Annotated in this window: 1 protein-coding gene; it reads right to left on the bottom strand. The window is 65.6% G+C overall.

The features are described from left to right. Window positions 1-764 (bottom strand): condensation domain-containing protein (locus ACGLHT_RS30010; RefSeq protein WP_394520772.1); only part of this gene is annotated, 764 nt, incomplete at both ends.

A 764-nucleotide genomic window follows, 5' to 3' on the forward strand; every position in this document is an offset into this window, starting at 1 on the left:
ACCATCACCGGCATCGACCAGCCGTCGGCGACGATATGGTGCAGGGTCAGCACCAGCACGTGCTGGTCCGCCGCCAGACGCAGCAGCCGGGCCCGCAGCAGCGGCCCCTGCTCCAGGTCGAACGGTTGCCCTGCTTCGGTCTCGACCCAGGCCCGCACAGCGGCCTCGTCGGCGTACGCCTGCTCCTCGATGGCCAGCTTGAATGGTACCTGGGCATGAATGACCTGCACTGCCTGCTCGCCGTCCAGGCGGAAGGTGGTGCGCAGGGTTTCGTGACGCTCGATCAAGGCGCCGAAAGCCTGTTGCAGGGCAGCGACATCCAGCGCCCCGGCCAGCTTCAGTGCGGCCGGAATGTTGTAGGTGGCACTGTGCGGTGCCCATTGCCACAAGAACCACTGCCGTTGCTGGGCGTAGGAAAGCGCTAGCGGCTTCGCCCTGCTCACGCATTCGATGACAGCAGCCTGTGCCCGTTCACCGTGCTCGGCACGTTTGGCAAAGTCCCTCAACACCGGAGCCTCGAACAGGGTAAGCAACTGCACGTCCAGCCCCAGGTGCTGACGAATGCGGGCAATCACCGAAACTGCCAGCAGGGAATGCCCGCCCTGCAGGAAGAAGTGGTCGCCGAGGCCGACCCTCTCCACCTTCAGCACATCGGCCCAGATCGCCGCGATCTGCTGCTCCAAAGCACTCTGCGGCGCGATGTACTCGCCCTGCAACTGGCTGGCATCCGGCTGCGGCAGGGCCTTGCGGTCCAGCTTGCCGTT

The sequence above is a fragment of the Pseudomonas sp. PsB genome (assembly GCF_043658375.1).
Taxonomy (GTDB): Bacteria; Pseudomonadota; Gammaproteobacteria; order Pseudomonadales; family Pseudomonadaceae; genus Aquipseudomonas; species Aquipseudomonas putida_Z.